Here is a 4,255-nt window from a genome sequence, read left to right on the forward strand (position 1 = left end):
CGAGGGTTATCAAACCCGAGAAATGAGAAGAATCCATCAGGATTCTTCGAAGAACACTGATGAGTTCTTCTCTTCCTCGACCTCCGTTAGAGGTCTCGGATTCATCAGACTTTCTTTCATGGACGAGGGGTCATCAGACCCCGAGTTCGAGAAGAAAGTCATCAGACTTTCTTCGAAGTGTCCCCCTTCATAATATATTTGACCAGCAGGAAGATCACGAGTGCGATGATGACAAAGTCGATGATAGCGCCGGCATAGTCCCCGACAAGAAACTTCAGGGGGCCGATTTCCAGCGTTGCCATCCGCCAGTCGCCGCCCGGGATGATGACGGCAATGATGGGCATGATGATATCGGTCACGGTCGAGTTGACCAGTTTCGTTGCGGCACTTCCAATGACAAACGCGACGGCCAGACCAATGACCTGGTACTTGTTCAAAAAATCCATGAACTCCTTGCTGAACCCTTCGGCACCTTTGCCAAGGGTGGAAACACTGCCACCAATCATCTTCTCAGCATCGCCAAGTGTTTTGTCAACCATAATGATACACCAGTCAGGACTTCATCGTCCCTGATTGTTACCATGAACCTTCAGCTTGATTACACTTCCCTTTCCCGCAATGCAACGAAGGGGCGCGTTGAAAACAAGGAAGAAGTATGGGATCAGGGTCTGTCGCCCAATGTGATCGATCCGATGATTGCGGGCTTGCCTTTGAACCGTGTCAGCGATCCGTGGATGGCCAGGGGAAACAGCGTTCCATCCTGGCGCCGGGCATGGACCGTATACCGTTCCGAGTTAACAATGCCGGAAAGGCGGTCATCAACGGCCTTTCGCACCCGGGGCCGTTCCTCATCCGGGAAGAGATGAGTGAAATCCGGCAGGGCCATAAGCTCGTCCGCAGGCCAGCCGGTGATCTGCGAGAACGCAGGATTGACATAGATGAAGCGGTTGTCCTGGATCATGTAGATCCCTTCCGCGAGCGAACCGGTCAGGCACCGGAATTTCTCCTCGGAATCTGCCAGTTCCCGCTGGGCATTTTTCTCTTTTGAGATGTCAATCAGGGATACAATGCTCTTCTTTGTATCAGGAATCATCTCGACGGTAATGTAGGTATCAATTGTCCGGCCGTCACGGGCAAGGAACCTGAACTCATAGTTCTTCGGGACGATCGTGGGACTGGCCCGGCGTATCTCATGATACTGCTTCATGCGATCCAGGTCCTGCGGCGAGACAAATTTCGTCCATGGCACCTTATTCTCGATCTCTTCCCGGCTGTATCCCGAGATGTGCGCCATCTCCCGGTTTGCCCGGATCACGGTCTTGTCTTCCCCCAGGATCATCATGGCAGTCCCGGTTGATTCAAAGACCGTGCGGTACAGTGCTTCGGATTCATGGATCGTCTGGTCCGCGGCCTTCCGGGCAAGGGCGCCCGCTATGATCTGGCCAAAGATCCGGAAGATGTCCAGGTCCTCTGCGGGGACAACGTCCTCTTTTGTGGTTGAATCGATCACGAGCGAACCCACGATCTGCTGGCCGATTGCAAGGGGAATGAGGACAAACGATCGTATCCCGATCTGGTGAAGCCCCGCCATATGCCTGCCGGTCTCACCCGGTTCCGCGAGCAATGCCGCGACACTGGGAACAAGGACAGGTTCGAATTTTTGGATCCGTTCTGCTGATAAGGAGAACTCCGTGGCTTTGAACGAGCCGATCCGGTCCTTCATAAGGAAATTGCCCGGCGACGTCCATTCATGGGCAAAACACATCTCACTGTTCCCGGAATTCTCAAGAGCAATATAACAGTGGTCCGCACCGGTGATGGAACCGATCTCAAGAAGGAGCTGTGTGATCGCCTCGTCAATGTGTTCTGGTGACAGCCGGATAAACCGCGTAGCCATTACTGATGTAAGCCGGATCAGGCTGAGGTGCCGGTGCAGCGCCTTTTCTGCAGTTCTTCGCGAGATGGCCTGGTTGATCTTATGCCCGAGTTCTGCAAAAAGGGCTTTTGTATCCCCGCCCTTCTGGAGATAGAAATCAACCCCGCTGTTGATTGCTTCAATCACCACCTCCTCGCGTCCTTTGCCGGTGAAGAGGATGAACGGGATGTCGGATTCGCGGCGGACATGCCGGAGGAACCGGATCCCGTTGCATTCGGGCATCTGGTAATCGGAAACAATGGCATCAAAGGACCGGGTTTTTAACCTCTCCAGCGCGATGATCCCCGACTCGGCAGTGGAAACGGAAAATTGTCCGCCCTGCTCAAGGAACAGTTTTCCCAGTTCGAGAAGGTCCGGCTCATCGTCTACGTAGAGGACGGAATACGGTTCTGCCATGTTCGGAGCGCTTATTCAATCCTGCATACTTGTGCCTATTAAGAGTATTGGTAAAAAAAGAAAAAAGACCATCAGACAAGCGGCCCCGGCTGCTTGTCGGAAAGTGCCGGAAGGGTTGTCTGCTTGACCAGGACCGGTTCTTTTCCCTTGCGGATCTTTTCCATGATAAGCTCTTTTCCGCGTGAAGTCATGGCAAAGACCGGGATGGCAACTCCTGCCTGGACAAGGGCTTTTTGTGTCACCGCGTCACGGATGGTCTTTGAGGCACAGGAGGTTACGAGATCGGATGCCGCGACCAGATCGTCTGCTTCCTGTTTTGTGAGCCCGGTTACGTGGACGCCGACAATGAATGTATCGGGGTGGATCTTCCGGATTGCTTTTGCAGCCTCCGGTCCCGCTACGGTTACAGCAATCTTCACAAATCCTTTTTCCACAGCAAGCGAGACGCCGGCAACCGGGTCCATGGCGGCATTCTTCCGGTCAAGGACAAACCCTCCCTCGTTTTCGATACGGTCCATCACCTGCGGGTAGGGGCAGGTGGAAGCAAGGCCGGACATCCTCCCCCCGATACCCTGGACCAGTGCCGGTTTTGTTGCCACAACCGTGCCGGCCCCGTCGCAGGCAATGACGGCTGCGTCAATGAGCCCGGCCTGGATCCCGAAGCTGAGCAGTTCCGATGCGCCAAAGCCGACAAACTCGCGGTTGTCGATGACCTCCCGGTCCGGCGTGCACATGCCAAAGGCCCTGATCCGGTGCTCGATGTTTGCCTTCACCGATTCCTTCGTGATATCCGGGATCGGGTATGCGAATTTTTTCGCCAGAGGGCAGTCCCGGATCAGGGCCTCGCCCACTTCCACGACCTTCCCGTTCCGGATTACGATCCGGCACCGGCCGATCGCCTCGATGATATGTTCATCCTTTTCCTGCGTCATGATGGTTCTTCCCAACACCTGTTCATTTCTGGAAATATAGGATTATTGCATGGCGGCAGCCCTGCCCGGGTAATAACAATGCATATGTTGAAACAACGACGATAGGTTTGTATGGGCGGGGACTCGCGGCTGTGGGAGATCGATGGTGCCCGCGGTGTCGCAATTCTCATGATGATCGTCTTCCACACGGTTTTCGACCTCTCGTTCTTCGCAATTTTTCCGGTTGATGTCGCGACCGGGTTCTGGCGCTCCTTTGCATATGCAACTGCCACGCTCTTTCTCCTGATTGTCGGGATCTCGCTCGTGATCAGTCATGATCGCGCTGCTGTCAAATTGTCCGGCTTCCCGCTTGCACAGAAATTTCTTCTGCGTGGTGCCGGCATCTTTGCGCTTGGCCTGCTTGTCACGCTCGCGACGTGGCTCTATCTCCCACAGGGCTACGTGGTCTTCGGGATCCTGCACCTGATCGGCGTCTCGGTGATGCTCTCGCCGCTCTTCTTCCGGCTGAGGGCCTGGAATATTCCTGCGGGAATCCTGTGTATCCTCATCGGGTGGTTCGTGACCAGCCGCACGAGCCTGCCATCACCCCCGTTGATCCTTCTCCCGCTTGGTATCCATGCGCCCGTGTTCTGGTCCGTTGATTACACTCCCCTCTTCCCGTGGCTGGGCGTTGTCCTGATCGGCATGGGGGCCGGTGCATTTCTGTACACGGGCGGGACCCGGCACTTCTCTCTGATGCCCCTGCCGGATTGTGTTGTCCGGCCGCTTTCTTTCCTGGGCCGGCATTCGCTCGTGATCTATCTTGTCCACCAGCCGGTGATCATCCTGTTGCTTGCGCTGGTGACGGGGATGAAGGTGTGGTGAGGAGCGGGGAAGCCGGGAAATCTTTGACGGGCACAAAAATATTTTCAACTTATTTCCTGCGGAGCATTGTGTGGAAAAAGTTTGAAAAAAAAATTCTGGTAGAACGATTTCAAAAAGGGTTCTGCCT

Annotated in this window: 4 protein-coding genes; 1 reads left to right on the forward strand and 3 read right to left on the reverse strand. The window is 54.8% G+C overall.

All coding sequences use genetic code 11. From position 1 onward, the window contains the following. Positions 1-161: 161 nt before the first annotated feature. The 3 genes from CW742_RS07925 to CW742_RS07935 all read right to left on the reverse strand — a co-directional run bounded on the left by CW742_RS07925 (position 162) and on the right by CW742_RS07935 (position 3,264). Positions 162-539, reverse strand: a complete 378-nt coding sequence (locus CW742_RS07925) for an MscL family protein (protein ID WP_292418832.1) — start codon at positions 537-539, stop codon at positions 162-164. A 122-nt stretch (positions 540-661) separates the two neighbouring features. Continuing rightward, positions 662-2,332 (reverse strand): PAS domain S-box protein, encoded by a 1,671-nt coding sequence (locus CW742_RS07930; RefSeq protein WP_292418835.1) that lies wholly within the window; start codon positions 2,330-2,332, stop codon positions 662-664. Positions 2,333-2,403: 71 nt separating this feature from the next. Continuing rightward, positions 2,404-3,264 carry a methanogenesis marker 8 protein gene (locus tag CW742_RS07935; protein WP_292418838.1) on the reverse strand — a complete coding sequence of 287 codons (861 nt, stop codon included), beginning with the start codon at positions 3,262-3,264 and terminating at the stop codon, positions 2,404-2,406. 111 nt (positions 3,265-3,375) lie between these two features. On the opposite strand from CW742_RS07935, the gene CW742_RS07940 reads away from it, so the two are divergent. Beyond that, positions 3,376-4,128, forward strand: coding sequence for a heparan-alpha-glucosaminide N-acetyltransferase (locus tag CW742_RS07940; protein ID WP_292418840.1), 753 nt, complete (start codon positions 3,376-3,378; stop codon positions 4,126-4,128). Positions 4,129-4,255: the final 127 nt, after the last annotated feature.

The organism is Methanoregula sp. (genome assembly GCF_002835825.1).
Lineage (GTDB): Archaea > Halobacteriota > Methanomicrobia > Methanomicrobiales > Methanospirillaceae > Methanoregula.